The sequence below is a fragment of the Pseudoclavibacter sp. JSM 162008 genome, assembly GCF_041366455.1.
Lineage (GTDB): Bacteria > Actinomycetota > Actinomycetes > Actinomycetales > Microbacteriaceae > Pseudoclavibacter.
This window is the reverse complement of sequence record NZ_JBEWYX010000008.1, coordinates 129,667-156,214: the sequence shown is the minus strand read 5'-3', so window position 1 is coordinate 156,214 and position 26,548 is coordinate 129,667. Positions and strand designations below refer to the sequence as shown.

The window sequence follows — 26,548 nt, the reverse complement described above, 5'->3', positions numbered from 1 at the left end:
CTACTCGAGCACCCGCTCGAGGAACGCCGCCATGAGCGGCAGCTCCGTCTCGGACACGGCGTGACCGAGGCCCGCCTCGACGTACTTCTGGACGTCGGCGTGGGCCTCGAGCCATGCCGCCGTGTGCTCGACGGCGAGAGCGGGGATGACGGTGTCGGCGTCGCCGCGCCCCCAGAAGACGGGCGGACGCGTCTGGGCGAGCTCGGCATCCCCCGGCAGCGTGCCGACGGCGACGAGCCCGGAGATGAGGAGTGCTCCGGCGAACGAGCCCGGTCGCTGACGGAGCGCCTGCATGGCGACGATGCTGCCCTGCGAGTAGCCGAGCAGGGCGATCGGCGCGCCTGAGGTGAAGACGCCGAGCCCGTCGAGCAGCTCGAGCAGCGCTGATGCCGCGTCGTTCGCACCGCGCTCGAGGCTCAGCTGCGCGTCGGCATCCACGGCGACTTCCCCGGTCATCGGGTCGGCGAAGCGCAACGGGAACCATTCGCGCCCGCCCTCCGGCTGGATGTGCGGGGCAGGCACCGAGACGTAGCGGTAGCCCTGCGGCAGCTGGCCGGTGAGGCTCAGGATGTCGGTGCCGTCCGCGCCGTATCCGTGCAGGCCCACGACCAGGGGAACCCTGCTCGTGGCCGCCGTCTCGGCGTCGCCGCCGCGCCAGAGGAGTGTCGTGGGGTCGATACCTGTGGATGCAGTGCTCACCCGGGAAACATACATGGTCCACAATGGGGTCATGACGGTGCGCACTCCTGATCCTGAGTCCGGCTGGATGAACGACGACGAGCTCGCGCTCGTCAGGCGTCGCGTGCCGATGCTGTATGTCGAGGCCATCCCGGTGCGTGTCGACGCCGCGGGGAAGGTCGAGCATCTCGGTGTGCTGCTGCGCGCGGACAACCAGGGCGTCATGACGCGCTCGTTCGTGTCGGGGCGGGTGCAGTACGGCGAGTCGATCCGGGATGCGCTGCTGCGGCACCTGGAGAAGGACCTCGGCACGATGGCGTTCCCTGCGCTGCCGCAGGCGCTCGCGCCGTTCACGGTCGCCGAGTTCTCGCCGATGCCCGGCTCCGGTCTGTTCGATTCGCGGCAGCACGCGGTCGCGCTCGAGTTCATCGTGCCCGTCGCGGGGGAGTGCAACCCGCGCCAGGATGCGCTCGAGATCACGTGGCTGACGCCGCAGCAGGCACTCGACCCCGATCTTCTCGAGGAGCTCGAGGGCGGACGCGGCCAGGTGCTGCGGACTGCTATCGGTCACCTCGGCCTCTGGCCCTAGCCTCAACCCCTGCCGGGCGTCGTTCCCATGGCCATCCGCTACTGGCTCGTCGTGCAGCCCTTCGATCGTGCCCTCGCGATGGTCGAGGGCGGCTTCGTGCAGGCTCCGTGGGGTGCGCTCGAGGGGGTCGAGCAGATGGGGGTCTCCGACGGCGTCGTCATCTACTGCCCGCGGGAGGTCAACCCTGACGGCGAGCCCATGCGCAGCGTGGTGCAGGCCGGGTACGTGCTCGACGAGGAGCCGTACCGTGCCGGCGGTCGGGGCTCGTCGCCGTGGCGCCGAGAGGTGCAGTGGATGCGCGAGGCACGCCCCGCGCCCATCCGCCCGCTTCGGGAACTCCTCGACCTGACGCGCAACGACAAGTACTGGGGTGAGCGACTGCGTGCTGGCTGGCTGGAGCTGTCTCGCCGCGATTTCGAGATCTTCGAGGATGCCGTCAGGCGCCCGTCTCCTGAGCCGAGTGCGTTGGGGATGGGCCTCATCCGCGAGACGGGCCTCGCGCAGTCGGCGGAGCGGGCCGGGCGTGGGGAGCCGGATTCGGGCGAGGATCCGTACTCGATCAGGTTCTGATCGAGCAATATCGGCCCATGTGACACATTATTGAGTGTGCGTAATGAGCACCGCTGAGGTGTGCTTACGCTTCCGACCAGAGTGAGCTCGATGAACGGGGTGCCCATGATCGACGCGTTGGACTTCAGGCCGGCGGCGCAGCAGTCGAACCTACGAGCCACGATCGAGGACTCGGTTGCCGCGGCCATCGTGTCCGGCGGGCTGGCGGCTGGAACCCTCGTCTCCGTGCCTGCGCTCGCGGCCCGGTTCGAGGTGTCGGCGACGCCCGTGCGCGAGGCGATGTTGAACCTCGAGAAGCTCGGCTTCGTCGAACCCGTCCGCAACAAGGGCTTCCGCGTCACGCACGTCTCGGTGGAGGAGCTGCGGCAGATCGTCGAGGTCAGGCAGATGCTCGAGGTGCCTGTCGTCCGGGAGCTCGCCGCCGATTTCCCTGTCGCGCCTCGGACTGAGCTGCGCGACCTCGCGACGCGGATCGACGCCGCCTCGGCTGCGGGTGACCTGCCCCTGTATCTCGCCGTCGACATCGAGTTCCACGAGCGGCTGCTCAGTCTGTCCGGCAACGATCGGCTCGTGTCGATCGTCACGGCGCTGCGGCGGCAGACGAGGCTCACGGGCCTCACGGAGATGCTCGGCTCCGAGGAGCTCGCCGCTTCGGCGCGCGAGCATGCGGACCTCCTCGTGCTGCTCGAGGCTGGCAAGGCGGATGAGGCTGCCGAGCTCATGCACCGCCACATCGGCCACGTCGTCGGCTGGTGGGCTGGCCTACCCGAAGAGGCTTAGCAAGCCCTGCACCTAGTGAAACACTTTGTAACAACTGTGTTTCAAGGGTGTTGAAGGGTCTACTGCGAGCGTCCGCCGAACAGTAATGTGTGACATCCCATCACCGGAGATGGTCCGGCGATTCTGACGTCTGTTCGGAAGGAACTCACCATGACTGCACGTCGTTCCACCAGCCCTCGGGGTGCTGGCCTCTGGAAGCGGGTGCTCCTCCCAGGAGCCCTCCTCGCAACTGCCGCACTGGCTCTGACCGGATGCTCCGGAGGTGTCGCCGGAGGCGGTGACACCGCGTCCGAGGATGGACCGATCAAGCTCGGACTCGCGGCCCCCTTCTCGGGATCCGAATCCGCCTTCGGCCCGTACATGGAGAACGGCGCGAAGATGGCGATCGATGAGCTCAACGAAGCCGGCGGCGTCCTCGGCCGCCAGCTCGAGCTCGTCACCGCCGACGACGCCTGCGACGCGACCAGCGCGACCGCCGCGGCGAACAAGCTCGTCACCGACGGCGTCGTCGCCTCCGTGGGCGGCTACTGCTCGGGCGCGACGCTCCCGACGCTCCCGATCTTCAACACGGCGGAAATCCCCATGGTGATCCCGGCCGCCAACTCGAACCAGCTCGTCGCGGCCGGCCTCGACAACGTGTTCCTCATCAACGGCACCGGCACGCAGCAGGCCCAGGCCATGCTCAAGTACGCCGAGAAGCAGGGCGTCAAGACGCTCGCGCTCGTCGATGACAACACCGACTACTCGACGGACCTCGCGAAGTCCGCCTCCGAGCAGGCCAAGGAGCTCGGCATCGAGGTCGTCCTCGAAGAGTCCGTCAACGCGGGCGAATCCGACTACGCGGCCAACGTCAACAAGGTCGTCTCGGCGAACCCGGACATGATGTACTGGACCGGCTACTACCAGGAGGGTGGCCTGATCACGCAGCAGCTGCGTGCCGCTGGCTACACCGGCAAGATCATGGTCGCCGACGGCTCGGTCGACGCGAAGTTCGCTGAGATCGCGGGCAGCTCGTCCGAGGGTGTGCTCGGCACGTTCACGCAGACCCCCGACATGCTCGAGGGTGCAACCGAGTGGATCGACGCCTACACGGAGAAGTTCGGCGCGGCTCCCGGCCCGTACTCGACGCAGAGCTACGACGCCGTCCGCGTCGTCGCCCAGGCGATCGAGGATGCAGGAAGCACTGAGGGACCCGCGGTCATCGAGGCGCTCAACGCGCTCGACGGCTTCGACATCTTCTCCGGCCCCCTCACCTTCACGGAAGAGGGAACGCTGACCGAGGGCGGATTCGCCATCGTCACCGTCGGACCCGACGGCACCTTCATCCTCGAGGATGACCTGAAGAGCTAGTCAGCCACGGCGGGCGGGGAGGGAACTCCCCGCCCGCTTCTGCAGTCAGGAACCACTGTGATTCAACTCATCATCGACGGGCTCTTCGTCGGATCCTTCTACGCGCTCGTCGCGCTCGGCTACAGCATGGTGTACGGCATCATCAAGCTGCTCAACTTCGCGCACGGCGACGTCTACATGGTCGGCGCGTTCGCCGGCCTCACGATCTTCTCGGCCTTCTCCGGCCTCGCCGGGGGCGGCATCCTCTCGATCCTGCTCGTCATGCTGCTCGCGATGATCTTCACCGGCATCCTCGGCGTGACGATCGAGCGGGTGGCCTACCGTCCGCTGCGCTCGAGCCCCAGACTCGCCGTGCTCATCACCGCGGTCGGCATGTCGTTCATCCTCGAGTACGGCGTGCGCCAGATCTTCGGGCCGGACCCTAAGGTGTACCCGACGCGTCTCGAAGGCGAGACGCTCGACCTGCTCGGCGGCCGCATCACGATGCCGCAGATCGTCATGATGCTCGTCGCGGCCGCCCTCATGTTCGGCCTCAACACCTACATCATGCGCTCCCGCGACGGGCGGGCCATGCGCGCCATCGCGCTCGACCCCACGGCAGCCCAGCTCATGGGCGTCAACGTCAACAAGGTCATCTCGCGCACGTTCTTCATCGGCTCCGCGCTCGCGGGCGCCGCCGGGGTCATGGCTGGCGCCTACTACGGCACTATCGACTTCCTCGCCGGCTTCGTCATCGGGTTGAAGGCGTTCACGGCCGCCGTCATCGGCGGCATCGGAAACCTCTACGGCGCCATGCTCGGGGGCCTCGTGCTCGGCTTGCTCGAAGCGTTCGGCACCCACTGGCTCGGCGGGGAGTGGCGTGACGTGTTCTCGTTCGCGTGCCTGATCCTCTTCCTGTCCTTCAGACCGACCGGCATCCTCGGTGCCCGCGTCGTGGAACGGATGTGACCCCATGACCGACATCAGACTCCAGGCGCCTGCGCCCACCGTCGAGCGGCCGACACCGCGCACCGGCATCCGGAACCCGAAGACCTTCATGAACCTCGTGGGGCTCGTGCTCTTCCTCTTCGCCTTCCTGCTGCCGTTCATCAACGCGACGCCGTACGTCATCTCCATCGGCACCTCGGCGATGATCTACATCATGCTCGCGATGGGCCTCAACATCGTCGTCGGCTACGCGGGCCTCCTCGACCTCGGCTACTACGCCTTCTTCGCGGTTGGCGCGTACACGGCCGGCGTGCTCAACACGCTGCTGGACATGCCGCTCATCGCGACGATCCCGTTCGTCATCGTGGCGTGCATCCTCGCCGGGCTCATCATCGGCGGGCCGACGCTGCGCCTGCGCAGCGACTACCTCGCGATCGTCACGCTCGGCTTCGGCGAGATCATCCGACTCACGGCCAACAACCTCGAGGTCACGGGCGGTCCATCCGGCATCTCCGGCATCGACACGTTCGAGTTCTTCGGCTGGTCGTTCGCCGACGGCCTCACGATCGGCGGTATCGAGTTCAACGGCAAGATCCTCCTGTACTTCCTCTGCGTCATCATCGCGGGAGGTGCCGCGATCATCGCAGCCTCCCGTCTGGGCAAGGGGAAGATGGGGCGCGCCTGGCGCGCGATCAAGGACGACGAGGACGCAGCCGAGGCGATGGGCGTCAACACGTACACGACGAAGCTCGGCGCGTACGTGCTCGGCGCGGTGTTCGGCGGCCTCGCCGGCGTGCTCATGGCCGCCCACCAGACGGCCATCAGCCCGACGTCGTTCGTGTTCCTCAACTCGGCGCTGCTGCTCATGGCGGTCGTGCTGGGCGGCATGGGCTCCATCCCCGGCGTCATCGTCGGTGCCCTGCTCGTCTCGCTGCTGCCCGAGATCCTCCGCGACTTCTCCGACTGGCGCTTCCTCGTCTTCGGCGTGCTGCTGGTGGTCATGATGATCTTCCGGCCGCAGGGCATCTGGCCGGCGACGGCCATCCTGCCGTTCCTCAAGTCGCGCGCCAAGGGCGAGCCGCCGTCTCCCAAGGACGGGTTCTCGGCCCATGAGGCGCCGGACGCCAACATCGACCTCTCGAAGGAGCAGGCATGAGCCAGGGTTCGGGCACGGGTGAGGTCTACGGGACCGCGCCGATCGATGTGCCGAAGACGGAGTCGGTGACCGCGGTCGCCGAGGAGTTCAGGCGGGCGCACTCCGGGGAGCCGCTGCTGTCCGTCCGCGACCTGCGCCTGCAGTTCGGCGGAGTGAAGGCCGTCGACGGCACGTCGTTCGACGCGTACGCGGGCGAGATCATCTCGGTGATCGGCCCGAACGGCGCTGGCAAGACAAGCGCGTTCAACTGCATCACGGGGTTCTACCGGCCGACGTCGGGCACGATCACGTTCGATGGTGTCGACATCATGCGCAAGCAGCCGTCGACGATCACGCGCCTCGGGCTGAGCCGCACGTTCCAGAATGTGCGCATGTTCCGCGACATGTCGGTCATCGACAACGTGAAGACGGCGATGCACGCGCGCATCCGGCAGAACGTGTTCCAGACGATGCTGCACACGATCGGCTACAGGAAGATCGAGGCGCAGGCGCTCGAGGATGCGCGTGGCTGGCTCGACTTCGTCGGCTACTCGCTCGACGACGACCTGCTCGCGTCGCAGCTGCCCTATGGCGAGCAGCGGCGTGTGGAGATCGCCCGCGCGCTGGCCACGCAGCCCAAGCTGCTGCTGCTCGACGAGCCCGCGGCCGGCCTCAATCACAACGAGAAGCAGGAGCTGATCGCGCTCATCCGCAAGATCAGGGACCTGGGGGTCGGCATCGTGCTCATCGAGCACGACATGGGGCTCGTGATGGAGATCTCGGAGCGCGTGATCGTGCTCAACTTCGGCCGTGAAATCGCGGATGGCCTGCCGGAGGACGTCAAGAACGACCCGAGGGTCATCGAGGCGTACCTGGGGGTCGAGGATCCGGAGGACGAGGTCGCGGAGGAGGTCGGCGTGGAGCAGGTCGACGCTCCTGAACGGGCACGCACGCTCCGCGACCGGATCGACGAAGAGGACATCGCGGAGCAGGGCTCTGCGGAGGAGGAACGGTCATGAGCGCTGAACTCGAGGTGAAGGACGTCGACCTCTTCTACGGGCGCGTGCAGGCGCTGCGGGGGCTGTCGATCGAGGTGAACGAGGGCGAGGTCGTCTCGCTGCTCGGCAACAACGGTGCGGGCAAGACGAGCACGCTCACGATGCTCTCTGGTCTGGCCAGGGCGAAGAGCGGCACGATCACCTGGCGCGGCAAGGACATCTCGAGCGCCAAGCCGTGGGACCTCGTGCGCGACGGGCTCATCCACGTGCCTGAGGGGCGCCGCATCTTCTCGACCATGTCGGTGCACGAGAACCTGCTGCTCGGCGGGTACCAGGTCAAGGACCCGAAGGTCGTGGCCGATCGTGTCGAGGAGTGCTACGAGCTCATGCCGCGCCTGCTCGAGCGGCGCACGCAGCAGGGCGGAACCCTGTCGGGTGGTGAGCAGCAGATGGTCGCCATTGCGCGCGCGTACGTCGGCGGACCGAAGCTCATGCTGCTCGACGAGCCGTCGATGGGACTGGCGCCGCTTGTCGTGAAGCAGGTGATGGAGCTGATCGGGCGCATCAACGAGCGTGGCGCCACGGTGCTGCTTGTCGAGCAGAACGCGCGTGCGGCGTTGAAGGTCGCGCACCGTGCGTACGTCATCGAGCACGGGCACGTGACGCTCTCCGGCCTCGCGTCCGACCTCGCGAAGGACAAGGCGGTCATCGAGGCCTACCTGGGCTGACCGCCACCTGGCCCGTCCCGCGCGAGGGGCGGGCCAGGCTTGCAAGGGCAACTGGTGTGTGACATATTACTGACAGGAGGTGCGGGATGAGCAGCTACGACGTCGTCGTGATCGGTGGCGGCATCATCGGCGCGGCCTGCGCGGCTGAGCTCGCCGGCCGAGGTCGCCGGGTGGTGCTCGTCGAGCGCGGGCGAGTCGCGAGCGGCACCAGTGCGCACTGCGAGGGCAATCTGCTCGTCTCGGACAAGGGCCCCGGGGCGGAGCTGCAGCTCTCCAAGCTCGCGAATGCGGCCTGGTCCAGGCTTGCGAACACCTTCCGCGACGAGCTCGGCGACGACTTCCCCGACATCGAGTTCGAGGCCAAGGGCGGCCTCGTCGTCGCGACGACCGACGGGGGAGCGTCCGCGCTCCTCGATTTCGCGACCACGCAGCGCGAGGCGGACATCGCTGCCGAGCCGGTCACGCTCGCAGAGGCGCGTCGACTCGAGCCGTGGCTCACCGATCGGATGACCGCAGCCGTCTGGTATCCGGGGGACAGCCAGGTGCAGCCGACCATCGCGACCGAGGCGCTCGTGGCCCTCGCGCGCCTGCGTGGGGCCAGCATCCTGGAGCACCACGAGGTGACGGGAGCCCTCCGCGACGGCGGCAGGCTCGTGGGCGTGCGGACGACCGCGGGGGATGTGCGCGGCAACGACGTCGTCGTCGCGGCGGGTCCCTGGTCGGGCGACGTGTCGGCCGTTCTCGGCATGCCGTTGCCGGTGCGCCCACGTCGAGGAGTTGTGCTGGTCACCGCGAAGATGCCGCAGCGGGTGTTCCACAAGGTGTACGACGCCGACTACGTCGGTGCCGTCGGTTCCGGTGACGTCGCCCTCATGACCTCGAGCGTCGTCGAGTCGACGCCAGGTGGCACGGTGCTCATCGGCTCGAGTCGCGAGCAGGTCGGCTTCGACGACGCGTTCCGCGCCAACGTGCTGAGCGAGCTCGCGAGGAAGGCCATGTCGATCTTCCCGTTCCTCGCCGAGACGGCGATCATCCGCAGCTACTCGGGGTTCCGCCCGTACATGCCCGACCATCTGCCGCTCATCGGCGCCGATCCACGCCTCCCGGGCCTGTGGCACGCGACGGGCCACGAGGGGGCCGGCATCGGCCTCTCGTTGCCGACGGCCACGCTCATCGGCGACCTCATGGATGGGAAGCCGACGCAGATCGACGCCACCCACTTCGCTCCGTCTCGACAAGCCCTCGCCGCCGAGTTGGAGGCCGTCGCATGAGCGAACGTGCAGCCCGGGGCGATGGGGTCGAGAGGCCCATCCGCATCACGGTCGACGGCGAGCCCGTCGAGGGCATCGCGGGGCAGAGCATCGCGGGTGTCCTCCTCGGCTCCGGCCGCGCCGCCTGGCGCGAGACGGCGGTCACGGGCAGGCCCCGCGGACTGTTCTGCGGCATCGGCGTGTGCTTCGACTGCCTCGTCACCGTCGACGGGGTTCCGGATGTGCGCGCCTGTCAGCGACGCGCGTGCGACGGGGACGAGGTGAGCTCCCAATGACCTCGACGCAGCGAGAACGGCGCCACGTCGCCGTCGTCGGCGGGGGACCGGCTGGTCTCGCGGCCGCAGTGGCCGCGGCGCAGCACGGCGCACGCGTGACGCTCGTCGAGTCGAGTCGTGAGCTCGGTGGCCAGTACTGGCGACACCTGCCGGACGAGCGCGACGGCCACGGTCAGGCTGCGATGCACCACGGCTGGTCGACGTACCAGGACCTCGAGCGTCGAGTCCGCTCGAACCCCGACATCGCCGTGCTCGCCGAGACGAGCGTGTGGGCTGTGGATGCGCCGACTGCGGCCGGTCGGGGCCCCGACCTCGGCATCCCGACGCTGCAGCTCCTCACCGGCCCGGCCGACGCGGCGACGCGCGTACCGTCGACGCTCAGGCCGGACGCCATCGTCATCGCGACCGGGGCGCACGACCGCACGCTCCCCTTCCCGGGTTGGGATCTGCCCGGCGTCTTCACTGGCGGGGCTGCCCAGGCCTTCGCGAAGAGCGAGCGCATCGCGGTCGGCGGCAACGTCGTCGTCGCGGGTGCCGGCCCGTTCCTCCTGCCCGTCGCTGCGTCCCTCGCGCAGGTGGGTTCGCGCGTCATCGAGGTCGTCGAAGCCAACCGCATCCCGCGTCTCGCCTCCGGCTGGCTGCCCAAGCCGTGGCAGCTGGCCGGTGCGCCGGGCAAGGTGAGCGAGCTCTTCGGCTACGTGGCAGGTCAGCTGCGTCACCGCATCCCGTACCGCGTCGGCGAGGCCGTCGTGGAGGCGCACGGCGACGGCCGAGTCGAGCGCGTGACGATCGCCAGCATCGACGCCCAGTGGCGGCCGATCCCCGGCAGTGAGCGGCAGGTGGCCTGCGACTCCGTGTGCGTCACGCACGGGTTCACGCCCCGCCTCGAGGTCGCCATCGCGGCCGGATGCGCGCTGAGCGACGACAGATTCGTGGTCATCGACGAGTCCTGCGCGACGAGCGCGGCAGGCGTCTACGCGGCCGGGGAGGTGACCGGCATCGGGGGCGTCGACCTCTCGCTTGCCGAGGGACGCGTCGCGGGGCACTGCGCCGCCGGCGGTGCCGCTCGAGCCCCGCAGGTCAGCGACGCGCAGCGCAAGCGCGCCGTCTTCGGCGCGTTCGCCGCCCGCATCGACGCCGCCCACGGGGTGCGGCCAGGCTGGCAGGACTGGCTTCGCGACGACACGATCGTGTGCCGCTGCGAGGAAGTCACCGCAGGCCAGCTCCGCGGCAAGGCGGCCGCCACCGGCTCACGCAGCCTGCGCTCCCAGAAGCTCGCCACCCGCGCGGGCCTCGGCATCTGCCAGGCGCGCATCTGCGGCCGCAGCGCCGAGGAGCTGCTGCAGGCGGCGACCGGTTCGACCGGCGAACTCGACGAGGGCATCGTCGACCGCCGCCCCATCCAGACCCCCATCCGGCTCGCAGAGCTGGCAGGCATCTCAGAAGAGCAGCACCCCCTGACAGGAAGGCAAGACCCATGACCGAAACAGCTTCCACGCACCTCGACCTCGGCGGCGTCGTCGTCGCGACGGCCCTCCCCTACAAGGAGGACGCCTCGGCGCCCGCCGGTCTCGCCGTCGACTACGACGCCTACGCCGAGCACTGCAACTGGCTCATCGAGAACGGCTGCCGGGGTGTTGGGCCCAACGGCTCGCTCGGAGAGTACTCATCCCTCACTGACGAGGAGCGCCGCAAGGTGGTGCAGGTGGCTGTCGAGACCGTCGGCGACCGCGGCATCGTCGTCGCGGGCGTGCACGGGCCCGGGTGGCACCAGGCGCAGCACTGGACGCAGCTCGCGAAGGAAGACGGAGCCCACGGTGTGCTCTGCCTCCCGCCGACGATGTACCGCTCGGCGGACGCCGACGTCGTCGAGCACTTCGCTAAGGTCGCCGAGGTCGGGCTCCCCGTCATGATCTACAACAACCCGCTCGACACGAAGGTCGACATCACGCCGCGTCTCGTCGCCGAGATCGCGAAGATCGACGGCATCGTCGCCGTCAAGGAGTTCTCTGGCGACGTTCGACGCGCCTTCGAGATCCAGGAGGCCTGCGAGGCCGCCGGCTCGAGCATCGACGTCATCGCCGGCAGCGACGACGTGCTCTTCGAGCTCATGATCGACGGCGCGACGGGCTGGTTCGCGGGCTACCCGAACGTGTTCCCCGCGGAGGCGGTCGCGATCTACGACCACATGGCCGCTGGCCGCTACGTCGAGGCGCGAGAGATCTACAAGAGCCTCATCGCGGCGTTCCGCTGGGACTCGCGCCCGGAGTTCGTGCAGGCCATCAAGCTCGGGATGGACATGGTCGGCCGCAACGGCGGGCCCTGCCGTCCGCCGCGCGCCGCGCTCACGCCCGCGATGGAGGCGCAGGTGCGCGCCGACACGCAGCGCGCCCTCGACGCGCTCGTCGCCCTCCAGTAGGGTCGCACCTTCCACTCCACAGCCTGAGGTCAACTGACATGCGAGCATCACGAGTCATCTCCGCCGTCGACTCCCACACCGAGGGGATGCCGACCAGGGTCGTCACGGGCGGGGTCGGGGTGATTCCCGGCGCCACCATGAACGAGAAGCGCCTCTACGTGCAGGAGCACCGCGACGACCTGCGCACGTTCCTCATGCGCGAGCCGCGCGGGCACTCCGCGATGAGCGGGAGCATCCTGCAGCCGCCGACGCGGCCAGACGCCGATTTCGGGGTCCTCTACATCGAGGTCTCCGGCCTGCTCCCGATGTGCGGGCACGGCACGATCGGGACGGCGACGGTGCTGGTCGAGACGGGGATGGTCGAGGTGCAGGAGCCCGAGACGGTGATCCGGCTCGATACGCCGGCCGGTCTCGTGATCGCTCGTGTGGAAGTGAGCGAAGGACGCGCTGTTAGCGTTACCATCGAGAATGTGCCCAGCTTCTGCGAACGCCTCGACGCCGTCGTCCCGGTGCCGGAACTCGGCATCGACGCGCTCCGCTACTCGCTGGCCTTCGGCGGGAACTACTACGCCATGGTCGACCTCGACGACGTCGACCTGCCGTTCGATCGACGCCGCAAGGATGACATCCTGCGCGCCGGCCTCGCCATCATGGACGCGATCAACACGCACGACGCGCCCCGGCATCCGACGATCGAGGGCGTCGACCACGTGCACCACGTCGAGTTCATCGCGCCGGGCTCCGACGCAGCCCACTCGCGGCACGCCATGGCGATCTACCCCGGCTGGTTCGACCGCTCGCCGTGCGGCACCGGCACGTCCGCGCGCATGGCGGAGCTGCACGCCAGGGGCGAGCTGCCGCTGCACACCGACTTCGTCAACGAGTCGTTCATCGGCACGAGCTTCACGGGCCGACTCATCGACGAGGTGCAGGTCGGCGACCGGGCGGCCGTGATCCCCACCATCACGGGGCGCGCGTGGATCACCGGCATGGGCCAGTACCTGCTCGACCCGACAGACCCGTTCCCCGCAGGTTTCGAATTCTAGATTGGACTCATCGATGAGCACTCCCACCCCGCACACGACAGACGCCGAGCTCGAGCAGATCCTCGCGGCGGCCGCGCTCGCCGCCCCGGTCTGGGCGGCGACGCCCCCGACCGAACGAGCGTCGGCGCTCATCGCGGTCGCGGACGCCCTCGATCAGGCGGCGGGGCAGCTCATCCCCATCGGCATGCGGGAGACGGGCCTCGCGCAGGCGAGGCTCACGGGCGAGCTGAAGCGCACGACCGTGCAGATCCGCCTCTTCGCGGACGTCATCCGAGACGGCGCCTACCTCGACGTGCGCCTCGACGAGGCCGACCCCGACTTCGTGCTCGGCCCACGGCCCGACGTGCGCCGGATGCTCGTGCCCGTCGGCGTCGCCGTCAACTTCTCCGCCTCCAACTTCCCCTTCGCCTTCTCGGTGGCGGGCGGTGACTCGGCCGCGGCGCTCGCGGCGGGCTGCGCGCTCATCGTCAAGGGCCACTCCGGCCACCCGGAGCTCTCGGTCGCGACGGCACGCGTCGTCGAGGACGCGCTCCGCGCAGCCGGAGCTCCTGATGGAGTTTTCGCGCTTGTGCTCGGCCAGCAGGCTGGCGTCACCGTGCTCGAGGACGACCGCGTCGACGTCGGAACCTTCACGGGGTCGATCCGCGTGGGCCGCCTGCTCGCCGACAAGGCCGCGGCGCGCCCCCGGCCCATCCAGTTCTACGGGGAGCTCGGCAGCGTCAACCCGGTCTTCGTGACCGCCGCCGCGCTCGCCGAGCGCGGCGAGGAGATCGCGGCCGGTTACGCCGCTTCCGTCGCCGGCTCCGCTGGCCAGCTGTGCACGAAGCCCGGCTTCCTCTGGGTGCCCACGACTGATGCCGCCGGCGAGCTCGAGCTGCGCGTCTCGCAGGCAGCCGAGCAGGCCGCCGAGCACCGCCTCCTCAACCCGAGCATCGGCCGGGCCTACCTCCAGCGCCGCGCCGACGTGCTCGCGGCCGACGGCGTGCGCGTCGTCGCCGAGGGCACCGTGCGCAGCGACGACGACGGCAACGTGTGGGCGACGCCGACCATCGTGGCCGTGCCCGCGAGCAAGCTCTCGGCGGGCGACGAGACGCTGCTCGACGAGGTCTTCGGTCCGTTCTCCGTCATCGTCGAGTACGACGACGAGGCCTCGCTCGCGCCCAGCCTCGACGAGCTGTACGTCGGCAACCTCACTGGCACGGTGCACGCCGCCGAGGGCGAGCAGTCGACGGCACTGTCATCGCTCGTCGCGGGGCTTGCCCGGAAGACGGGACGCGTCCTCTTCGGCGGGTGGCCCACCGGCGTCGCCGTGACGCCCGCCATGCAGCACGGCGGTCCCTACCCGGCGACCTCGAACGACACGTCGACCTCGGTCGGTACCGCCTCCATCTCCCGCTTCCTGCGAGGCGTCGCCTACCAGGGCGCGCCACAGGAGGCGCTCCCCGAGCCCCTCCAGGACGCCAACCCGTGGGGCGTGCCGCAGCAGCGCGCGGCAGCCGGACAGTCGGTCAGCTGGGGCTCGCAGGGCTGAGCTTCTCCGTGAGTCGCCCGCGGAGCGTGGAGGCGAACGACTGGGCTCCCTCGGCGGGGAGGCGGCCGCGCCGTCGCAGCTCAGGGACGACGTGCTCGACGAAGTCCTCGAACGAGCGGGGCAGGATGGCCGGGGTCACGACGAAACCGTCGGCGGCCCCGGCATCGTGCCACTCGCAGAGCTCCTCCGCGATCTCGGCCCCGCTCCCGGTGGGCGACGGCGTGAGCTGGTCGAACGACTGACGCAGCGCGAGCTCGCGCACCGTCAGAGCATCGCGAGCGCACACGGCGGCAAGCATGTCCTCGAAGCCGTCGCTACCGGTCGCCCCGCGGTGCCGGGCGAGGAAGGCCCCAGCGGATTCGTCCAGGTGCATCGCCTCCGGATCCGCGTGCATGAGCCGCGCGAGCGAGCGCACCGCGGACTCCTCATCGATGCGCGCGAGCAGTGACGCCTTCGTACGCTCTGCATCGATGTTCGTCGATCCTGCGATCGGCTGGATGGCGGCGCAGACACGAAGCTCGTCGGGGTCGCGCCCTGCGAGGCGCGCACGCTCGCGCAACTCGGCGCGGACGGCGCGGTTCCCTTCAAGCCCGTCGGAGGCGACGAAGACGAGCTCAGCCCACTTCGCCGCGAACTCCATGCCGCGTTGGGAAGCTCCCGCCTGCATGAGCACCGGGTGCCCCTGCGGGCTGCGCGGCAGGCTGAGCGGGCCGGGAGCCGCAGCATGTTCACGCGGGGCCGGAGTTCGGGAGACGAGCCCCGGCTCGGCGAACACTCCGCCATGTGCATCCTGCACCAGGGCGTCGGCGTCCCAGCTGCGCATGAGCTGGAGCACCTGGGTGACAACACGATCGGCGCGGTCGTACCGCCACGCCTTCGACGGGATGCGCTCGAGTCCCATGTTGCGCGCCTCCGCGTCGGTCGTGGAGGTCACTATGTTCCAGGCCACTCGGCCCTCGGAGAGGTGGTCCAGGCTCGCGAGGGTGCGCGCGATGGCGTACGGGGGCAGGAACGAGGTCGACACCGTGGCGCCGAGGCCGATGCTGCTCGTCGCACCGGCAACGGCGCTGAGCACGGTGATGGGGTCGAGCGTCACGGCGCCCTTGCCGCCGCTCGCGAGCGTCGTCGCGGCGTCGCCGAGCGCATCCTCCGGCACCGCGAGGGCGTCCGGCAGGAACATCAGGTCGAAGCCGCCTCGTTCCAGGAGACGCGCGATGCCCACGTACGAGCTCGCGCGCAGCCAGTCCCTGCTCGAGTCCGGGTGCCGCCACGCCGCCGCGTAGCGCTGGGTGGGAGGGTTCACCATGCCGACGAGTGCGAGTTGACGGGGTTCAGGCAAGCGACAGCCCCGTTCCTGCGGCAACGCCGAACGCCGCCGTGAGTGCGAACGCGGCGAGCACGATTCCGGCGAGCGCGGCATCGCGCGCATCCAGGGGCACGGGGCGCCAGACCGTGCGGGCCCCCGCCCCGAGCCCCCTCGACTCGAGGGCCTGCGCGATGCGCTCGCCCGAGCGGATCGAGACGACGAGGAGCGAGAAGGACGCCGACCCGAATCCGGCCAGGCCCGTGCGCGGCATGCCATCCCTCCCGAGCGGCGCCCGCACGGCCTGCGCCGCACGGATGCTCTGCCACTCGCTCGGCAGCAGCTGCAGGAGGCGGAACCCGGCAAGGAGGGCGTAGGCGAAGCGCGGGCTGAGCCTCGCGTGCTGCGTGAGACTCGTCATGAGGTCGCGCGGCGGGGTGCTCGCGATGAAGGAGATCGACAGCATGCCGATGACGGTGGTGCGCAGGGCGAGTGCGACGCCGATGGCAAGTCCCTCGCTGGTCACGCGCACGGGCAGATCGGGGAAGACCTCCGTGCCCGGCCGGCTGAGCGCGTTGACGGTGAGGAGCCCCAGGCCGAAGGCGGCGAAGGGCAGGGACGCCGCGAGCAGCTTCGTGGGGGTCAGCCTCGTCGTCGTCAGCGCGGACACGATCGCCAGCGCCGTCAGCACACCGAGCGTCAGCGGGTTGAGCACGAAGAGCGTCGCGAGTGAGCAGACGAACAGCACCGCGAGCTTGACGGTCGGGTTGCGCCGCTCCAGATAGGGGGTCACGCCGCCACCCGCAGTCCTGCATCGTCGAGCTCGCGCAGGATGCCCCTTGACCGGTCGTCCGAGAAGCCCTCATCGAGGAGCCAGGCGAGCAGTGGTGTGCGCTCGAGGCCCGCCGCTTCCAGCAGCTCGGGGTCGCGCAGCAGCTCGAACGGCGTCGTGTCGGCGAGGAGCTCGCCGTCGCCGAGCACAAGCACGCGGTGGGCATGGGCGCACACGGCCCGCAGCTCGTGGCTCGAGAACAGCACGCCGCATCCGGACGCCGCCGTGCGCTCGAGCTCGCGCATGGCCGTGATGCTCGCGCGCCGGTCGAGGCCGTATCCCGGCTCGTCGGCGAGGAGGAACGGCCGGTCGTGCGCGAGCATGGCCGCGATGCTGAGCCGCCGCTGCTGCCCGCCGGAGAGCCGGAAGGGGTTGTGGTCGAGGGAGCTCGCGAGATCGAAGCGTTCGACGAGTTTTGCGACGCGCTCCGCGTCGCCGGGCCCGAGCCCGTGCTCCATCTCCCGCCGGAGCGTCGACTGCGCGAACTGGTGCTCGGGGTTCTGGAAGATGAGACCGGGGCGCGGGCCGTGGATGGTCCCGCCACCCGGCCGGGCCAGGCCGGCCATCGTGCGCAGCAGGCTCGACTTCCCGCATCCGTTGCGACCGAGGAGCGCCACGACCTCGCCCGCCCGGAGCTCGAAGCTCACGCCCCGGAGCACGGCGCCGGGTCCAGTTGCCGCCGCGGCTGCACTGCGCTTCCGCCTCGGCGCCCCTCCTGCGACGACGTCAAGCGACTCCACGCGCAAGGACGGGCCGTGAGCAGTATCCGATGATCGGGGTGCGGCGGTTCGGGGGGCAGCCCCTTCGCCGAGCGTCGCGACCGCTTCGGCGACGGCCGGGTTCGCGAGACCGCCGCTCAGCCCCGTCGTGGCGGCGAGTTCCGCTTCGAGCGGCAGCCAGCATCCGGCCGCCTGCAGTTCGACCGCGTTGTCGAGCAGGACCTGTCCGGTCGATCCATCGTGTGCGATGATGCCACCGCGGCCGACGACGATGGTGCGGCCGGGCAGGCCGGCGATGCCGCGTGCCCCCGCGTATTCGTCAAGGCGGTGCTCGACGAGCACGACCGTCGACGCGCGCGCTGTCGCGGCGTCGATGGCTCGGCGGACGGATGCGATGCCCTCCGGGTCGAGCATGGACGTGGGCTCGTCGAGCACGAGCACGCGCGGCTGGGTGACGATGGCCGCGGCGAGGGCCACCCGCTGCGTCTCCCCGCCGGAGAGCGTCGCGGAGCGTTGGTCGATCAGCGTCGACGCTCCGACGGTGTCGAGAGCGTTGGCCACGGCAGGACCGATCGACGGGGCGGGCCACGCGTGGTTCTCGAGCGGGAAGGCGACTTCGTCGGCCACGTCGGGGAGGCACACCGACGAGGCCGGGTTCTGCGCCACGACGGACAGGTTCCGCGAGATCGTCGGCACGTCATGCTCCTGCGTGTCCATGCCGCAGACGCGCATGGTCCCGCTCACCTGCGCTGGCACGGCGTGGGGGATGACCCCGCTCAGCGCCTGCAGCAGCGTCGACTTCCCGGAACCGGACGGCCCGATGACGAGGACGTGCTCGCCCGGCTGGACCCGCAGGTCCACCGGCCCCAGCCCGTCGCCCGACGAGTGAATCACCTCGAAGCCGTGCGCCTCGATGTCGAACTCCGGGCTCTCCGAGGGCGCCGTGTCAGGCCGCACGGCGCACGGCCAGGGGCTTCGTGTCCTGCACGATCGCGAAGTTGTCGAGCACGCCCGTGCGCACGAGTGCGTCGACGATGAGCTTCGCGAGGAGGCCGCCGAGGATGATGCCGGACGCGAGCTGGATGCCGAACCGCAGGAACAGGATGTCCTGCCCGTACCAGCCGGAGCGGAACGCCGAGTAGAAGAACACGAGGCCAGCACCGAGCGCCCCGGAGATGGCGTACCGCAGCCAGCCGTACTTCCTGTACCGGCCGATCGCGAAGGGCAGCTCGCTGCCGACGCCCTGGATCGCGGCCGCGACGAACAGCAGAGGGCCGACCGCCGAGCCGAGGAAGACGACCTCGATGACCGAGGCGAGCACCTCGGCGATGACGCCGACGAACGGCCGCCGGATGATGGCGATCGCGATGGGCGCGACCAGCAGCCAGCCGCCGAAGAGGAAGTGCTGGGCGAGGTCACCCGCCGGCCCCATGGCGATCGAGAGCGCCGTCCAGGCCTGCACCAGCGCCCAGTAGAGGAATCCGAAGACCGTGCCGAGCACGACCATGAGCACGATGTCGCGCAGCTTGAGGCTCATGCCCGCGCTCCCGCTGCTGCGCCTGCCGCGTGGCTCGGGCTGTTGAGCGAGATCGTGAGGTGGCTCGTGACGTGCTGCACGTGCGCGCCGACCCCGGCCCAGGCCACGACGACGGTCTCGAGGACGCGGCCGAGGTCCCCGCTGAGCTTCGTGACGAAGTGCTCGGATGCAACGAACGTGCCGCTCGCCTTGGCCGTCTCGATGGCGGCGTAGATCTCCCGCATGTGGTCGGGCGTCCGCGCATCCGCCCCCGCGTCCTCGAGCGGGTACAGCGCCCATTCGGCGCTCGCGAAGCTCCCCGTGTGCCGCCCGCGCGGGGCGTCCACTCGCCGCGGCCCCGCGCCGCCTGGCAGCTCGCACACCGCCTCGCCGGGGCAGCCGCGAGAGAGCAGCACCTGGACGGAGGCGTGCAGTCCGGTCGCGGCGACGTGCTGCGTGAGGTCGGTGAGCCACCGCAGCAGCGCCTGCTCGTCGCCCCCGGCGTACGTGCTGACATCGCCCGTCTCGAGGATCAGCCCCGAGGAGTCGGCCGCGTCGACCGCGGCGAGGATCACCTCGACGTAGCGGTCTGACATGACCGAGAGCGTGACTCTCGCCCCCACCCCGAATGCGAGTGGGTCTCGAGTGATGGATTCCATGTGCGTGCCTTCCGTCGGAGCGTGACGGCACGGGTGAGTCGACTCCCTTCGCTGGCATTACCCAGATCAGGTTCAACGGTCGGAGTTCGAGTACTCCCTCTCAGCCCGACTCATCGGGCTCCCGTGCACGGCCACACTGTAGCCCCGACGGTGCGCGCGGCTAGCTCGAGGCACTCGTGAAGACGACGTGATTGCCCTCGGGGTCGAGCACCTGGAGGATCTGGAAGTGAGTGGCGTCTTCGATCCCGCCGTGCTCGATCTTCGCGGCGTCGAGCCGCGCGGCCACGCTCTCAAGGTCGTCGTCGTTGAACACCACGGTGGATTTTCCAGAGCGACTCGAGTCGGCCCACAGCTGGAGGCCGGCCTCGCTTGTGAAGTGCCACTCCAGGAGGCCGGGCATCGGATTCTCGTCGGGACCCCGCCCGAAGAGCCTCCCGTAATATTCCGTAGCCTGAGCCAGGTCCGACACGGTGATCTGCGCGAGCACTCCGTTGATAGCCATGCGTCCCAGCATGCGCGAGAAGGGTGCGAGGACCCTCAACGAACATGTCCCCGCGTTTCGACGCGTAACGGGCCGCGACGGGCGCCGTGGACCGAACTCGGGGCGCGGCCTAGCGTCGCACCATGACGAACCCCAACCGAATCCACCTCGGCGTCGCACTCGATGGCGCCGGCATCCACCCGGCGGCCTGGCGGGAGCCGAGCGCTCGCCCAGACGAGCTCTTCACGCCCGAGTACTGGGTGGGGCTCGTGCAGCTCGCCGAGCGGGGCCTCCTCGACTTCGTCACCATCGAGGACTCGCTCGCGCTCCAGAGCGGCGAGTTCCTCCGCCAGGACAACCGGACCGACGAGGTCAGGGGTCGCCTGGACGCGCTCCTCATCGCCGCCCGCGTCTCGCCCGTCACGGAGCACATCGGCCTCATCCCGACCGTCACGACGACGCACACGGAGCCCTTCCACGTCTCGAAGGCCGTCGCAACCCTCGACTACACGAGCCTGGGCCGTGCGGGCTGGCAGGCCCGTGTCTCGCCCGGTGCGGAGCACGCGCACTTCGGACGTCGGGATGCGCCGCTCGTCGGCGAGCTCTTCGCGGAGGCCAACGACTTCGTCGAGGTCGTGCGCAGGCTCTGGGACAGCTGGGAGGACGACGCCGAGATCCGCGACGCCTCCACCGATCGGTTCCTCGACGCGGCCAAGGTGCACCGCATCGAGTTCGAGGGCAAGTGGTTCAGCGTGCGCGGACCGTCGATCACACCCCGGCCCCCGCAGGGGCAGCCGGTTGTCGCCGCGCTCGGTCACGCCGAGGTGCCGTACGAGTTCGCGGCAGCCAGCACCGACCTGCTCTTCGTGACGCCGACCGACGTCGCCTCGGCCGTGCGCATCCTGAGCGAGGTGCGGGCCGCAGAGAAGAAGGTCGAGCGGGACGGCGAGCTGTCGGTGTTCGTCGACCTCGCCGTGTTCCTCGACGGGCCGGAGGAGACGGGGTCCGCCCGCCTCAACCGCCTCAACGCGAAGGGGCGCGCGCTCGGAGAGCCGCCGGCGGTCTTCGCGGGCTCGGCCGAGGAGCTCGTCGAGCACTTCGAGACGCTCGCCGGCCTCGGCTACGACGGCTTCCGCCTGCACCCCGGCGTCGTGACCGACGACCTGCCGCGCATCGTCGCGGACGTCGTCCCGCTCCTGCAGCGCAAGGGCCTCTTCCGGGAGCGCTACGAGGAGCGCTCCCTGCGCGGCCTCCTCGGCCTCGAGACCACCGTGCCCAACCGCTACGCCGCCGTCTAGACCCGAACCCGATCAGGAGATCACCATGACGAAGAAGCAGATCATCCTCGCGGCCTACGTCGGCGGGGTCAACGAGCACACGCTCTGGGAGCACCCGGAGGCGGGCAGCCAGATCGAGTTCTCCACGTTCAAGCACGTGGCGCAGAAGGCCGAGGCCGGGAAGTTCGACTACTTCTTCCTCGCCGAGGGCCTCGCGCTGCGCTCGCGGCTCGGCGAGATCTTCGACCACGACATCTCGGGGCGGCCGGACACCATCCCGGTCCTCGCCGCCATCGCCGCCGTGACCGAGCACATCGGCCTCGTCGGGACCATCAACGCCACCTTCAACGAGCCGTACGAGCTCGCTCGCCAGTTCGCGAGCCTCGACCACCTCTCCGGTGGACGTGCCGGCTGGAACGTCGTGACGTCGTTCGACGCGTTCACGGGCGCGAACTTCCGCCGCGGGGGCTTCCTGCCGCACGCGGAGCGCTACGAGCGGGCCGAGCAGACCGTCAGCACCGTCCGGGAGCTGTGGGACTCCTGGTCGGCGGATGCGATCGTCGCGGATAAGGAGACCGGGCAGTTCCTCGACTCCGCCGACGAGGGGCGGTTCGACGTGGGAACGAGCCAGTTCGACATCAGCGGGCGCTTCACGGTTCCCCGCAGCCCGCAGGGGAGGCCGATCATCGTGCAGGCTGGCATCTCTCCGCAGGGCAGGGACTTCGCGGCTGCCAACGCCGACGTCATCTTCTCCCCGTACTCGCGCCTCGAGGAGGCACGCGACTTCTACGCCGACATCAAGGCTCGAGTCGAGGGCTTCGGCCGCAACCGTGACGACCTGAAGATCCTGCCGCAGTCGAGCTTCGTGCTCGGCGACACTCACCAGGAGGCGCAGGAGAAGGCTCGCTGGGTGACGGAGCAGCAGCTCAGCCCGCGCACCATTCAGGTCCGTCTCGAGCAGGTCTGGAACCGTGACTTCTCGGACATCGACTTCGATGGTCCCCTGCCCGACTTCGATCCGGATGGGGAGAGCGCGCCCATCATCGAGGGCCGCGCCTTCACCTACGGCGACCGGCTCGCCACGGTCCGCAGGTGGCGCGAGAAGGCGCAGGAGAACGGATGGAGCATCCGCGAGTTCGCCCGCAACGAGCTCGGCGGCGTGCGGTTCGTCGGCACCGCCGCCCAAGTGGCCGAGGAGATCGACGAGTTCGTGCAGAACGACGGCTCGGACGGGCTGGTCATCGGCTCGCACCTCACGCCGGGTGGCATCGACGACTTCGTCGACCACGTGGTGCCGATCCTGCAGGAGCGCGGCTCCCTGCGTGAGGAGTACGCGGGAACGACCCTGCGCGACAACCTCGGCATCCCCGTGCCGGAGCGGGGGACGCGGGCTCCGAGCGCGTTCGCGGTCTGACCCAGAAGAATCCCCAGCAACGAAGAGGTGGCCGCCGGAGATGAACTCCGGCGGCCACCTCTCCGCGTGCCGTGCCGTGCCGTGAGTGGCTGGGCTCACACGTCCGGGTAGGTCTCCCGCAGCACGCGCCCCAGGTAGGCCGCGATGGCCCCTGGGCCCGAGCCGTCGGCCACGCGCTCCACATCGGCGTTGTAGTTGGTGTTCGTGTTGATGTCGTAGACCACCTGTCGGCCGTCCTCGGTCTCGATGAACTCGATGCCGGCGATCTCGAGGCCGATGTCCTTCGTGAACGCTACAAGGCGTTCGACGAGGTCGTCGTGGCCGCCCTGGCGTAGCGAGAAGATCGACGTGCCTGGCTCGGGCGCCAGCTCGGCGCCCGGGGGAACGACCGGCCGGCCCGTGTCCGGGTCGATCGCGCACGCATCCGCTGGGCAGAGCTGGAAGCCGCCGTGGATGGTGTCGGCCGCGATCGAGTAGATGTGCTCGCCCCCGACGATCTCGACGCGGGTGATGAATCCGCCGGCGGGACGCAGGTACTCCTGCAGGAGCGTGATGCCGTCGAGCGGCTCCTCGAACTCGGGGGAGTCGAGGTAGGCCTCGAAGTCGGCGAAGTGGTCGAAGCGGCGGACGCCGAGGCCCTTGCCGCCCTGGTTGTGCTTCGTGATGAACGGGGTCGGGAAGTCGCGCGCCGCACCCCGCAGCCCCTGCTTGCCGATGACGGCGAGGGTGCGCGGGGTGTCGATGCCGGCCCGGCGCAGCAGCGTCAGCTGGTCGACCTTGCTCACCTCGAGCTCGATGGCGCGGCGGCCGTTGACGGTTCGCCTGCCCGCGGCCTCCACCCAGTTGAGCACGGAGCGCGCGTAGTCCTTCGAGAGCGCGTGGTCCCTGGTGTGCGACGAGGCGCTGATGCGGGACCAGAAGATGCCCTCCGGTGGGAGCGCGTCGAGGTCGAGGACGCCCTCGACGAGGCGCCATTCGACGACGGGAACGCCGGCGGCCTCGAAGGCGGCCTGGAACGGCGGCCACCACTCGGGGTTCTCGTGCAGCGCGTAGACGACGGGTGTTGCTGCGACGGGCTGCGAGGAAATGGACTGGGAGGAGATGGACTGGGAGGAGACCGGTGTGCTCAAGAGAAGAATCCTTCGACGTCGAGTGCGCCGCCCGCCGCGTCGAAGTCGGCGCGGGCCGCGGCACGGAGGTTGGGGTCGGCCAGGAAGTCGGCGGCGACGAGTGCGAGGCCGGCGCTTGCGTCCGCGATGGCGGTGCTCGCGGCGTCGCTCGTCGCGTATTCGGCGAACTCGCGCGTGTGGAGGCTGACGTCCGGTGGGCTGATCGCGATGACCGGGTGGATGCCGGGCACGCGCACGCTCACGTTGCCGAAGTCGGTGGATGCGGCGAGGTGCGAGGGCACGGACGCCTTGGTGAGCACGCGACGGCCCCTGGCCTCCTGGTGCACGGCCCAGCGTTCGGAGAGTGGCGTGTTGTAGCGCAGTGGCATCGTGAACGGCAGCGGGTCCCACTCGACCTCGACCCCTGTGCCGGTGGCCAGGGCGATGCCGTTGGCGATGTCCTCGAGGCGCAGGCTCAGTTCCTTGAGCGTCTCGGCGGCGTTCGAGCGCACGTAGTACTCGAGTTCCGCGAACTCGGGGACCACGTTGGGGCGCTGTCCGCCGTTGACGATGACGCCGTGGATGCGGTCGCCCGGGTACAGGTGCTGCCGCAGGAGGCCAGTGGCCTGGTAGTTCAGGTTGGCGGCATCGAGCGCGTTGCGTCCCTGGAACGGGGACGCGGAGGCGTGGGCGGGCACCCCGTAGTAGCGGACGCGCAGGATGCGCCGCCCGATGAAGGGCTGGTCGGTGACGTCGTAGCCGAAGGGATGGATCATGATGGCGGCGTCGACGCCGTCGAACGCGCCCGCGCGGGCCATGATCTCCTTGCCGTTTCCGCCTTCCTCGGCGGGTGTCCCGTAGAGCACGATCCGACCCGCCGGGAGCGCACGGCTTCGGCTCGCCTCGACAAGAGAGAGGAACGCGCCCACGGCGGAAGCGGCGATGATGTTGTGCCCGCAGCCGTGGCCCACTCCGGGGAGGGCGTCGTACTCGGCGAGGATCGCGACGGTCGGCGCATCCTGTGCCGCTTCGCCGACGACCAGCTCTGCGACCAGTGCAGTGTCGAGCCCGAAGGCACCCACCTGAGCCGTGACGCCGTGCTCGGCGAGCAGCTCGGCGATATCGGCGACGCTCTGCGTCTCCTCGAATCCCTCCTCCGCGTACTCGAAGATGCGGTGGGAGAGCTCCACCAGCTCGGGCTGCAGCGACTCGGAGGCGGAGCGGATCGCGGAGGTGTCGTCACCGGATACGCCGTCGTGGGCTGAGGTGATGCGCGGGGCGGCGGCGGCCGCGATGGCGGTCTCAGCAGCGACGAGGTCCAGGTAGGTGCTGCTCGGCGTCGTGGGGGACGCTCCGACGCTGATGCCGCGGGTGGCCCCGGATCCTTGGGGTGCGCTGCTCGGGCCTGCTGCTTCGCTCACGTGGTGTGCTCCTTGCCGCCGGGGCCCCGATCGGGCCGTCTGCATCCATCGTGCCTCGATTCTTCGGGGCGTGCCTGACCGTGTCTCGGTTGCCGTCGTGGGCCGTAACGTGAAGCTCGATTACAGTGACAGCGTGATGTTCATCGTCGGTGCCGTGCTGCTCGGGCTCAGCCTCGCGCTCACGACCTGGGCGCACTTCCTGATCAACAGGGCGGGCGCCGGCCGCAAGCTCCCGATCTTCAAGGACCCGCCCGGCACTCCGAAGCTCGCGAGCTGGCTGCGCATGGGCGGGGCGCTGCTGGCCGTCGTCGCCGCGGGCCAGCTCTGGCACGTCATCGGGCTCGCCGCGCTGCTGCCTGTCGCGCTCGTGCTGTTCGTGCCTGGACTCATCGCGCACTCCCGACACGAACGCACGCTGCAGTCATGACGGCCGAGCTGCCGGCCCGCTCGAGGCCTCGACGATGGGTGAGGCACCGCCTCACCAGGCGTTGATGATCGTCGTCAACGGCCCGGTGGTCAACCGGTTCAGGATGCGCGAGCCGAGTCGCGTGCGCTGACTCGGCCCTCGACGCCGACGGCTATAGGCGACGAGCCCGGTGTCGAGGTCGCGCGCTGAGGTGAGCTCGGCGCCGAGAGCCGCCGCGTCGATGAGCGACTCACAGGCCCCGCGCCCCAGGTTCGGCGCCATGGCATGTGCCGCGTCGCCGACGAGCGCCACACCCGGGCGGACGTAACTGCTGAGTCGTGGCACCTCGAACAGGGGCCTGGCGTCGATGGACTGCTCCGTGACCTGAGCGAGCACCTCCCTGACAGCGGGGTGCCAATCTCCGTAGAGGCCACGCAGCGTCTTGGCATGGCCCCACGGCTGCGGACTCGGCGGCAGCTGGACAGTTCTGGCGCAGGCGAACCAGTTCGTGTGGCCGGGGGAGTGCGGGGTGATGCCGAAGATGCGGCCCCGGCCCCACGTCTCGGAGATCTCGGTCGCCTCACCGGGCACGACCCCACGGAGTGCGGTCGTCCCAAGCGCTCGCGGGCTGGCGTCACGCCAGTCTCGGGCACGCACGATGCTGTTGATGCCGTCCGCGCCGACGATCAGCGCTTCGCGGCCGGCGTTCTCGGCGTTCTCGGCGGCGTCTGCGGTGTCACCCCACATGATGGCGTCCGGGCCGAGACGGGTCTCCACCTCGTCCGACAGCGCACGAAGCAGGGTCGGCCTCGGAACGATGCGCGCCTCGCGTCCGGTGCCGAGCCGCGCGAGCATCCGCCCGTCCGCACGACGGATGCTCCCGCCCGCGTGCGCCTCGGTCTCGTCTCGTATCCGGGCCCCAACCCCGATCGCATCGAGTGCGGCCATGGCGTCAGGCCACATCCCGAGACTGGTTCCGCTGCTCGGGAGGCCAGTGGCGCGCTCGCGGACGGTCACCTCGAAGCCAGCATCGTGCAGCGCGAGCGCTGAGGCGAGCCCAGCGATGCCGCCGCCGATGATCGTCGCGCGCCTGTCCATACGCGCAGGCTACTAC

General features: G+C 69.9%; 27 protein-coding genes and 1 riboswitch. Of the genes, 17 read left to right on the top strand and 10 right to left on the bottom strand.

What is annotated here, in order from left to right:
• On the bottom strand, window positions 1–699 hold the full coding sequence (locus ABVF28_RS08980) for an alpha/beta hydrolase (protein WP_179556209.1): 699 nt from the start codon (window positions 697–699) through the stop codon (window positions 1–3).
• 31 nt (window positions 700–730) lie between these two features.
• On the opposite strand from ABVF28_RS08980, the gene ABVF28_RS08975 reads away from it, so the two are divergent.
• From ABVF28_RS08975 to ABVF28_RS08910, 14 genes are all read left to right on the top strand, one after another.
• On the top strand, window positions 731–1,267 hold the full coding sequence (locus ABVF28_RS08975) for a DUF4916 domain-containing protein (protein ID WP_104254078.1): 537 nt from the start codon (window positions 731–733) through the stop codon (window positions 1,265–1,267).
• A gap of 27 nt (window positions 1,268–1,294) precedes the next feature.
• Window positions 1,295–1,837 carry an EVE domain-containing protein gene (locus ABVF28_RS08970; RefSeq protein ID WP_371030234.1) on the top strand — a complete coding sequence of 181 codons (543 nt, stop codon included), beginning with the start codon at window positions 1,295–1,297 and terminating at the stop codon, window positions 1,835–1,837.
• 90 nt (window positions 1,838–1,927) lie between these two features.
• Window positions 1,928–2,617 carry a GntR family transcriptional regulator gene (locus tag ABVF28_RS08965; protein ID WP_249312664.1) on the top strand — a complete coding sequence of 230 codons (690 nt, stop codon included), beginning with the start codon at window positions 1,928–1,930 and terminating at the stop codon, window positions 2,615–2,617.
• Window positions 2,618–2,767: 150 nt separating this feature from the next.
• Complete coding sequence (locus ABVF28_RS08960) at window positions 2,768–3,967, top strand: branched-chain amino acid ABC transporter substrate-binding protein (RefSeq protein ID WP_104312755.1); 1,200 nt, start codon at window positions 2,768–2,770, stop codon at window positions 3,965–3,967.
• Window positions 3,968–4,024: 57 nt separating this feature from the next.
• On the top strand, window positions 4,025–4,915 hold the full coding sequence (locus ABVF28_RS08955; protein ID WP_068479389.1) for a branched-chain amino acid ABC transporter permease: 891 nt from the start codon (window positions 4,025–4,027) through the stop codon (window positions 4,913–4,915).
• Window positions 4,916–4,919: 4 nt separating this feature from the next.
• Entirely contained in the window at window positions 4,920–6,050 is a 1,131-nt protein-coding gene (locus tag ABVF28_RS08950) for a branched-chain amino acid ABC transporter permease (protein WP_104312754.1), read from the top strand.
• A complete protein-coding gene (locus ABVF28_RS08945) occupies window positions 6,047–7,048 on the top strand; it encodes an ABC transporter ATP-binding protein (protein WP_371030233.1) in 1,002 nt (333 codons plus the stop codon). Before ABVF28_RS08950 ends, ABVF28_RS08945 begins: the two co-directional genes overlap by 4 nt.
• Window positions 7,045–7,755, top strand: a complete 711-nt coding sequence (locus ABVF28_RS08940) for an ABC transporter ATP-binding protein (protein ID WP_104312752.1) — start codon at window positions 7,045–7,047, stop codon at window positions 7,753–7,755. Before ABVF28_RS08945 ends, ABVF28_RS08940 begins: the two co-directional genes overlap by 4 nt.
• An 86-nt stretch (window positions 7,756–7,841) precedes the next feature.
• Entirely contained in the window at window positions 7,842–9,026 is a 1,185-nt protein-coding gene (locus tag ABVF28_RS08935) for an NAD(P)/FAD-dependent oxidoreductase (RefSeq protein WP_371030232.1), read from the top strand.
• A complete protein-coding gene (locus ABVF28_RS08930) occupies window positions 9,023–9,301 on the top strand; it encodes a (2Fe-2S)-binding protein (protein ID WP_371030231.1) in 279 nt (92 codons plus the stop codon). The genes ABVF28_RS08935 and ABVF28_RS08930 overlap by 4 nt, the downstream gene beginning before the upstream one ends.
• On the top strand, window positions 9,298–10,782 hold the full coding sequence (locus ABVF28_RS08925; protein ID WP_371030230.1) for an NAD(P)/FAD-dependent oxidoreductase: 1,485 nt from the start codon (window positions 9,298–9,300) through the stop codon (window positions 10,780–10,782). The genes ABVF28_RS08930 and ABVF28_RS08925 overlap by 4 nt, the downstream gene beginning before the upstream one ends.
• Window positions 10,779–11,720, top strand: a complete 942-nt coding sequence (locus ABVF28_RS08920) for a dihydrodipicolinate synthase family protein (RefSeq protein WP_211892062.1) — start codon at window positions 10,779–10,781, stop codon at window positions 11,718–11,720. Before ABVF28_RS08925 ends, ABVF28_RS08920 begins: the two co-directional genes overlap by 4 nt.
• Window positions 11,721–11,758: 38 nt before the next feature.
• Window positions 11,759–12,766 carry a proline racemase family protein gene (locus tag ABVF28_RS08915; protein WP_371030229.1) on the top strand — a complete coding sequence of 336 codons (1,008 nt, stop codon included), beginning with the start codon at window positions 11,759–11,761 and terminating at the stop codon, window positions 12,764–12,766.
• A 13-nt stretch (window positions 12,767–12,779) separates the two neighbouring features.
• Window positions 12,780–14,297 carry an aldehyde dehydrogenase (NADP(+)) gene (locus tag ABVF28_RS08910; protein WP_371030228.1) on the top strand — a complete coding sequence of 506 codons (1,518 nt, stop codon included), beginning with the start codon at window positions 12,780–12,782 and terminating at the stop codon, window positions 14,295–14,297.
• Here ABVF28_RS08910 and ABVF28_RS08905 read toward each other — a convergent pair.
• From ABVF28_RS08905 to ABVF28_RS08880, 6 genes are all read right to left on the bottom strand, one after another.
• Window positions 14,275–15,636 carry an NtaA/DmoA family FMN-dependent monooxygenase gene (locus tag ABVF28_RS08905; protein WP_371030227.1) on the bottom strand — a complete coding sequence of 454 codons (1,362 nt, stop codon included), beginning with the start codon at window positions 15,634–15,636 and terminating at the stop codon, window positions 14,275–14,277. The two genes, ABVF28_RS08910 and ABVF28_RS08905, sit on opposite strands and share 23 nt — an antisense overlap.
• A complete protein-coding gene (locus tag ABVF28_RS08900) occupies window positions 15,629–16,393 on the bottom strand; it encodes an energy-coupling factor transporter transmembrane protein EcfT (protein WP_371030226.1) in 765 nt (254 codons plus the stop codon). The genes ABVF28_RS08905 and ABVF28_RS08900 overlap by 8 nt, the downstream gene beginning before the upstream one ends.
• Window positions 16,390–18,108: an ABC transporter ATP-binding protein gene (locus ABVF28_RS08895; RefSeq protein ID WP_371030225.1), complete on the bottom strand. Its 1,719-nt coding sequence runs from the start codon at window positions 18,106–18,108 to the stop codon at window positions 16,390–16,392. The genes ABVF28_RS08900 and ABVF28_RS08895 overlap by 4 nt, the downstream gene beginning before the upstream one ends.
• Entirely contained in the window at window positions 18,098–18,688 is a 591-nt protein-coding gene (locus ABVF28_RS08890; protein WP_371030224.1) for an ECF transporter S component, read from the bottom strand. Before ABVF28_RS08890 ends, ABVF28_RS08895 begins: the two co-directional genes overlap by 11 nt.
• Window positions 18,685–19,326 (bottom strand): YkoF family thiamine/hydroxymethylpyrimidine-binding protein, encoded by a 642-nt coding sequence (locus tag ABVF28_RS08885; RefSeq protein WP_179556223.1) that lies wholly within the window; start codon window positions 19,324–19,326, stop codon window positions 18,685–18,687. The genes ABVF28_RS08890 and ABVF28_RS08885 overlap by 4 nt, the downstream gene beginning before the upstream one ends.
• Before the next feature lie 27 nt (window positions 19,327–19,353).
• Window positions 19,354–19,461, bottom strand: a riboswitch (TPP riboswitch).
• 25 nt (window positions 19,462–19,486) lie between these two features.
• Window positions 19,487–19,828 carry a VOC family protein gene (locus tag ABVF28_RS08880; RefSeq protein ID WP_371030223.1) on the bottom strand — a complete coding sequence of 114 codons (342 nt, stop codon included), beginning with the start codon at window positions 19,826–19,828 and terminating at the stop codon, window positions 19,487–19,489.
• 122 nt (window positions 19,829–19,950) lie between these two features.
• Between ABVF28_RS08880 and ABVF28_RS08875 the strand changes: the two genes are divergently transcribed.
• Both ABVF28_RS08875 and ABVF28_RS08870 read left to right on the top strand, forming a co-directional pair.
• A complete protein-coding gene (locus ABVF28_RS08875; protein WP_371030222.1) occupies window positions 19,951–21,105 on the top strand; it encodes an LLM class flavin-dependent oxidoreductase in 1,155 nt (384 codons plus the stop codon).
• Window positions 21,106–21,130: 25 nt separating this feature from the next.
• Window positions 21,131–22,498: an NtaA/DmoA family FMN-dependent monooxygenase gene (locus ABVF28_RS08870; RefSeq protein ID WP_211892072.1), complete on the top strand. Its 1,368-nt coding sequence runs from the start codon at window positions 21,131–21,133 to the stop codon at window positions 22,496–22,498.
• A gap of 95 nt (window positions 22,499–22,593) precedes the next feature.
• Here ABVF28_RS08870 and ABVF28_RS08865 read toward each other — a convergent pair whose 3' ends face one another.
• Both ABVF28_RS08865 and ABVF28_RS08860 read right to left on the bottom strand, forming a co-directional pair.
• The gene (locus ABVF28_RS08865) at window positions 22,594–23,628 is read right to left on the bottom strand and encodes a RimK family alpha-L-glutamate ligase (protein WP_371030221.1); all 1,035 of its coding nucleotides are present in this window, start codon (window positions 23,626–23,628) and stop codon (window positions 22,594–22,596) included.
• Window positions 23,625–25,028, bottom strand: coding sequence for a M20 family metallopeptidase (locus ABVF28_RS08860; RefSeq protein ID WP_371030220.1), 1,404 nt, complete (start codon window positions 25,026–25,028; stop codon window positions 23,625–23,627). The genes ABVF28_RS08865 and ABVF28_RS08860 overlap by 4 nt, the downstream gene beginning before the upstream one ends.
• Before the next feature lie 70 nt (window positions 25,029–25,098).
• On the opposite strand from ABVF28_RS08860, the gene ABVF28_RS08855 reads away from it, so the two are divergent.
• Entirely contained in the window at window positions 25,099–25,455 is a 357-nt protein-coding gene (locus tag ABVF28_RS08855) for a hypothetical protein (protein WP_371030219.1), read from the top strand.
• A gap of 51 nt (window positions 25,456–25,506) precedes the next feature.
• On the opposite strand, the gene ABVF28_RS08850 is transcribed toward ABVF28_RS08855, so the two are convergent.
• On the bottom strand, window positions 25,507–26,532 hold the full coding sequence (locus ABVF28_RS08850; RefSeq protein WP_371030218.1) for an FAD-dependent monooxygenase: 1,026 nt from the start codon (window positions 26,530–26,532) through the stop codon (window positions 25,507–25,509).
• Window positions 26,533–26,548 lie beyond the last annotated feature (16 nt).

What these genes read in the sequence shown, in the direction of transcription:
- ABVF28_RS08975 (WP_104254078.1), top strand. Translation starts at nt 731, where the DNA reads ATGACGGTGCGCACTCCTGATCCTGAGTCCGGCTGGATGAACGACGAC.
- ABVF28_RS08885 (WP_179556223.1), bottom strand. Translation starts at nt 19,326, where the DNA reads ATGGAATCCATCACTCGAGACCCACTCGCATTCGGGGTGGGGGCGAGA.
- ABVF28_RS08875 (WP_371030222.1), top strand. Translation starts at nt 19,951, where the DNA reads ATGACGAACCCCAACCGAATCCACCTCGGCGTCGCACTCGATGGCGCC.
- ABVF28_RS08850 (WP_371030218.1), bottom strand. Translation starts at nt 26,532, where the DNA reads ATGGACAGGCGCGCGACGATCATCGGCGGCGGCATCGCTGGGCTCGCC.
- ABVF28_RS08935 (WP_371030232.1), top strand. Translation starts at nt 7,842, where the DNA reads ATGAGCAGCTACGACGTCGTCGTGATCGGTGGCGGCATCATCGGCGCG.
- ABVF28_RS08920 (WP_211892062.1), top strand. Translation starts at nt 10,779, where the DNA reads ATGACCGAAACAGCTTCCACGCACCTCGACCTCGGCGGCGTCGTCGTC.
- ABVF28_RS08965 (WP_249312664.1), top strand. Translation starts at nt 1,928, where the DNA reads ATGAACGGGGTGCCCATGATCGACGCGTTGGACTTCAGGCCGGCGGCG.
- ABVF28_RS08945 (WP_371030233.1), top strand. Translation starts at nt 6,047, where the DNA reads ATGAGCCAGGGTTCGGGCACGGGTGAGGTCTACGGGACCGCGCCGATC.
- ABVF28_RS08910 (WP_371030228.1), top strand. Translation starts at nt 12,780, where the DNA reads ATGAGCACTCCCACCCCGCACACGACAGACGCCGAGCTCGAGCAGATC.
- ABVF28_RS08915 (WP_371030229.1), top strand. Translation starts at nt 11,759, where the DNA reads ATGCGAGCATCACGAGTCATCTCCGCCGTCGACTCCCACACCGAGGGG.
- ABVF28_RS08880 (WP_371030223.1), bottom strand. Translation starts at nt 19,828, where the DNA reads ATGGCTATCAACGGAGTGCTCGCGCAGATCACCGTGTCGGACCTGGCT.
- ABVF28_RS08890 (WP_371030224.1), bottom strand. Translation starts at nt 18,688, where the DNA reads ATGAGCCTCAAGCTGCGCGACATCGTGCTCATGGTCGTGCTCGGCACG.
- ABVF28_RS08870 (WP_211892072.1), top strand. Translation starts at nt 21,131, where the DNA reads ATGACGAAGAAGCAGATCATCCTCGCGGCCTACGTCGGCGGGGTCAAC.
- ABVF28_RS08925 (WP_371030230.1), top strand. Translation starts at nt 9,298, where the DNA reads ATGACCTCGACGCAGCGAGAACGGCGCCACGTCGCCGTCGTCGGCGGG.
- ABVF28_RS08970 (WP_371030234.1), top strand. Translation starts at nt 1,295, where the DNA reads ATGGCCATCCGCTACTGGCTCGTCGTGCAGCCCTTCGATCGTGCCCTC.
- ABVF28_RS08950 (WP_104312754.1), top strand. Translation starts at nt 4,920, where the DNA reads ATGACCGACATCAGACTCCAGGCGCCTGCGCCCACCGTCGAGCGGCCG.
- ABVF28_RS08930 (WP_371030231.1), top strand. Translation starts at nt 9,023, where the DNA reads ATGAGCGAACGTGCAGCCCGGGGCGATGGGGTCGAGAGGCCCATCCGC.
- ABVF28_RS08940 (WP_104312752.1), top strand. Translation starts at nt 7,045, where the DNA reads ATGAGCGCTGAACTCGAGGTGAAGGACGTCGACCTCTTCTACGGGCGC.
- ABVF28_RS08960 (WP_104312755.1), top strand. Translation starts at nt 2,768, where the DNA reads ATGACTGCACGTCGTTCCACCAGCCCTCGGGGTGCTGGCCTCTGGAAG.